Genomic DNA, 4,850 nt, shown 5'->3' on the forward strand with positions numbered 1-4,850 from the left:
GGTCCATACCATTCATTTTTAGAGCCTTGATTTTCACCAAACTCTTTGACACTAATATCATCATCATTTTGTTGGAAGTCGGACCCTTTCCCGACATTTCCACTCGTTACTTCCCATGTTACCGAATCATTCGATACACGTTGCCACAAGTTCAAATCTTGCGCTGTATCTTGTAGGACTGGCGTATATACATCTAAGGCTTCTTCGCCACTCTCGACATCGATTTTACCGCCTACATAGACATACTGGTCGTAGCTACTTAATCCACACCAGGTATTGTCGGCTGTCGCAATGGCGCTGAAAATAGGGGCTGTTTTTTGTTGGCCATGTGGTGTAATCGTGAGCAAACCATCAGCGATTGGCACATCATACTGCTCGCCATATTTCAGTGGATCTGAACAGCTAAATGTCAGCGTCACCTTATGGTCATAGCCATTTATCCACTCAAAGTCTGAAAGAGTAGTGAACTGACCATAATACGTCCATTTGGTATCTGTATCTAAAATAAGTGGCTTTTCTACGGGCTCTTGTAAAATGACTAGATTCTCTAAATACAATCGCTTTTCATTAAAATCTTCTTGTGAAGAACAATTAAGCGTGATTTCTAGGGCTATTTGGCGCTCCCCGATATCATTGCCCATATTTAAAAGACCAATTCGACCAGGCACATTCACGTTTTCTGGTGAAATTTCTGGTGAAGAAACCTGCGCATCATTTAAGAAATAACCACTATTTTTCATGTACTCACCGTCATAGGTAAAGGACGGTTCGGCTGTTATCATCATGTTGTCACTCCTTTCGCACGATTGGCCATGCGCTCATTCGTTTGATTAATGCGGTTCACGACATTCGCAATTTCTTTTCCGTCAATTTGAATGGTTGTCCCCGATGCAAGTAAAGCAATTAATGCATCTAATTTTTTAGATGTTTCAGCACCCTGCACCATGATAGCTGCTACAATACCTTCCACAGATGAAGCAGTAGAAGTAGTTGCTTTATTCCCATTCAAATACTGACTAGCTTGTGCAAGTAATTGCATGGAACGTCCTTTTTTCGCTTTATCCAATGGAATAATGGCTTCTGGTCCATCTTCACCAACAAGCCCCATATGCGCTTTTGTGATAATACCACCGTTGGCATATGGTTTGACGCGTGGACCTCTTGGACTCCATCCTTTTCCTTTACCAGCACGCGTGATAGCTGCATACCACTCTTTGATGTTAAACATGGCAAGTAATTGGTCATAGCCACTAAAAATATTGCCATGCCCTTTTAATTTATAATTATCAAATGTAGATTGAATGAATTGGAGTAATCCTTTCGCACCGCCCGAACCATTATGCGTATTTACATCGACAATTCCTTGTCGAACCGTCGCATTACCACCGGACTCTGTTTGGATTTGTTCAAGCACTTCATTTAATCCTTGCTTTGAAATGGCTTTCCCATAAATTGCTTGGTGGGCTTTCTTAATTTGTGCTGTCCATGCCTTTGCACCACCCGAAACATTACTTGCAGCACCAAAACTACCTTTGGCTGCCTTTGCTTCAGCTGGTGATTTTGCTGATAAGTGAAGGTGGTTCATGTGCCCACCCCATTTGAAGTGGCTAAACTTATCATCATTATTTGGATTCCAACGATTATCACCAATAGCGTATTTAAGATAAGGGTGCCCAGCTACTGATTTGGCAAGTGGTAAATAACCACCATTACTTCCCCAACCACTAATATCAATCCCTCGATGGCTACCATGTTCTGATTTAGAACCAGATTTAGTTGTTGCGCCATCACGTTGGCCAGATGTAATCGATAACCCCGAATTAGCTGAAACAATTTGTTTTGCTAAATCATAAAGGAAGTCATATACATTCCACTTATTCGAGATTTTGTTGAAATCGCCATTAAACGGTGACCATGAACCAAAATCGGCTCCACCGCCCATTGAATCGGCAATGTTAAAGACAAAATCTTTCGCTTGATCTACTAGTTTACCCATCATGCCGTTTAACATAGATGGCATAATACCAGATGTATATTGTTTTGGAATGACGTTTCCGATAGTGTTCATCAACAATTTTTTAACTTTTTCTGGGCTTGTTACCCAATCCCATACTTCTGTTGACCAGTCTTTTACTTTGTTAAATGCTGCAGAACTCACATCTTTCGTGCCTTGCCATAACTTTGAAGCACCCGATTTTGTGGATGACCACAGACCAGATAATGTATCACCAACACCCGATTTATATTGTGGAATGACACCACGTTTGGCTAAATCGCGCGTCTTATGACCGGGTAATACTTCCGCACCTTGTGGAAGATTCATGACCACATTTCGTCCTTTTGGTACGAATGTTTGGCCATTCGGCAATACTACTAACTCACGATAGTTACTACCTGGTGCATCGTTGACCATTGCTAAACCGCCATCATGCCCACCATTTGGTGTACCTTTCGCATACTTAGTTAAATCGACTGGCTTTAATTTCGAATCGTCAGCGCCTACCCAAGTCATTACTTGATTCACGCCTTTAATGACTTTGTTTAAGCCCCACTCTACGCCACCGATTAACCCTTTTAGCAATTTTTTACCGCCATTTTTCAATGCCCCGGCACCTTTGGCAATTGCATCTGCCATTCGTTGTGGCATTTTCTTCACGTGATCGATCATATTAGTAACTTTCTCAACGGTTAATTTCTTAATGGCCGTCCATGAATTCGACATCGCTGTTTTTACATTCGACATACGATTCTTTACTGCATTGTAGCCATTGGAGAAAGAGTTCTTGGTGCTCGTCCACATCGATGATACTTTGTCGGTTGTTGCCTTTTTCGTATTTGTCCAAGCATTAGACACTGAATTTTTCACACTGGCCATACGTGACTTCACCGCATTGTAGCCCGACGAAAATAAGTTTTTCGTACTTGTCCACATACCTGTTACCTTAGCGACTGCTAATTTACGTGCATTTGTCCAAGCGTTTGAAATAGCATTTTTAGCGCCTTCGATTTTTGTTTTCACAAAGGTATAGCCAGATGCAAAAGCGCCTTTAACCGATTTCCACATCGCTGCTACCACGCCACGAACGCCCATTGCTTTTAAATTGTTCCATGTATTTAATAAGCTATCACGTAACTTATTAACGAAATTACGAAACGTTTCAGAATGCTTATATGCATATTTGAATCCAGCCACAAGTAAAGAAACCGCTGTGATAACTAAACCGACTGGCCCAAGTAGCGCTCTAAACGCTGTAACTAATCCTGTACGAATAAATGGCGCGATGAATTTAAGCACATTCCACAGTTTCGATAAGCCATTACCTAGCCAAACAATTGGCTTATAGGCGATATCTACAGCTTTTCCTAAGCCACTCATAACGGTGCTCATAGATGGTAAGAAAGAAACAAGTAATTTCAAACCACTAAATAAACCTTTAATAGCACTCCAAGCGAGTTTAATTGGCATAGCTAATACTTTAAAAGCAATTGTTAAAGGACCCATTGCAACTGCTAATACACCGGCACCAATTGCGATTTTTTGTTGTGTATCAGATAATCCATTGAACCAATCAATTAATTGTTTTACATAAGGTAAAATCCCTTCTGTTATCGCTGCACCCGTATTCATTAAAGTATTTCCAAGTGGTAACAACTCTTTTTTTAATTTATTATAAGCAGCAGTTAATCGGACAATTGCTTTCTCTTTTTCTTTATTTACTAAATCATCAGCTTGTCCTTTTTCTGCTTTACCACTTTTTTCTTTCGCATTAAAAATACCATTGATTGAACTCAAATCAATATCTTCACCTTGTGTCCCGAAAATAGCTGCCCAAAAGGCTTTCTTATCTTCTTTTGGTAATTTATCAGCCTTTTTCTTTGCTTCCATCATGAAGGCTTTATAATCAATTTCCCCAGCTTGGAATTTGGCGTATTCAGTACCTAAACCGAATTCTTTGTAGGCATCAGCACCGTCACCGACTACTTTCTTTTGTCCTTCAGCAAGTAAATCGAGTGTCTTATCACTATTCCATGCACCCGATTTCATCCCACCTTCGAGTCGTGCAATGATTTCATCGATGCTCAAACCACCGTCTTTTAGTTGCGGAATATATTCCATTGCTTGGTCAAAATCTTCAATACCTGTTTGTGCGATTCGTTGTGCATAATCCCCGGCTTGTTCAATTGTCATCCCAAACTTTTTTTGAAGCATAGAAAGAACGTCGACAATCTCTTTTCCTTCTAAGTCACTATTTTTTGAAATAACTGTGGCATAATCAATGGCTTTTTGTTTATCTTTATCTGCAATCCCTCGTTGCTCGGTACGTGCAGCAATATTGGTTGTTTCATCAAGATCCGTAGTTAACCCAGCTGTGTACGTTTCCATGATGTTCTTTTTCATTTTCTTCAATTTTGCTTCAGAACCATTTACTAATGTTTCTAATCTTGATTCGATATTGTCAGTTGCGTTTGAAATATCGATAGCGAGCGCACCCATTGCTGTTCCTACACCTGCAGCAGCTGTAGATAATCCCATTAATGGCCCACTCATACCGCTAATTTTATCGCCTACCTTAGAAAATGCTGAACGTAGCTTACTACTACTTTGCTGTGTTTCATCCATTTCTTCTTGTAAACGATTCATAGCGCGTCGTGCTTCATTATTGGATGTTTCTAAGTCACGTACACGTGCCACCTGGCGACGATATTCTTCGCTGTTTTCACCATATTGTTGCTTCAAGCGCTGCATCTTTTGCTTTTCCTTGTCGATTAAACGTGTCCGTTCTTCCACAGCTTGTTCTAGCCCGTTATAATCGGCTTCAAGGGCTTCGAGTTCTTTCCCTTGTGAACGT

The 4,850-nt window shown here is 40.5% G+C and carries 2 protein-coding genes; both read right to left on the reverse strand.

The genetic code is table 11. The features are described 5' to 3' along the window. Nucleotides 1–785 (reverse strand): distal tail protein Dit (locus KTHG_RS20855; RefSeq protein ID WP_139996406.1); only part of this gene is annotated, 785 nt, incomplete at its 3' end. Continuing rightward, on the reverse strand, nt 782–4,850 hold a 4,069-nt coding region (locus KTHG_RS20860; RefSeq protein WP_186439712.1), incomplete at its 5' end, for a hypothetical protein. The genes KTHG_RS20855 and KTHG_RS20860, both read right to left, overlap by 4 nt.

The sequence above is a fragment of the Kurthia sp. Dielmo genome (assembly GCF_000307285.2).
Taxonomy (GTDB): domain Bacteria; phylum Bacillota; class Bacilli; order Bacillales_A; family Planococcaceae; genus Kurthia; species Kurthia populi.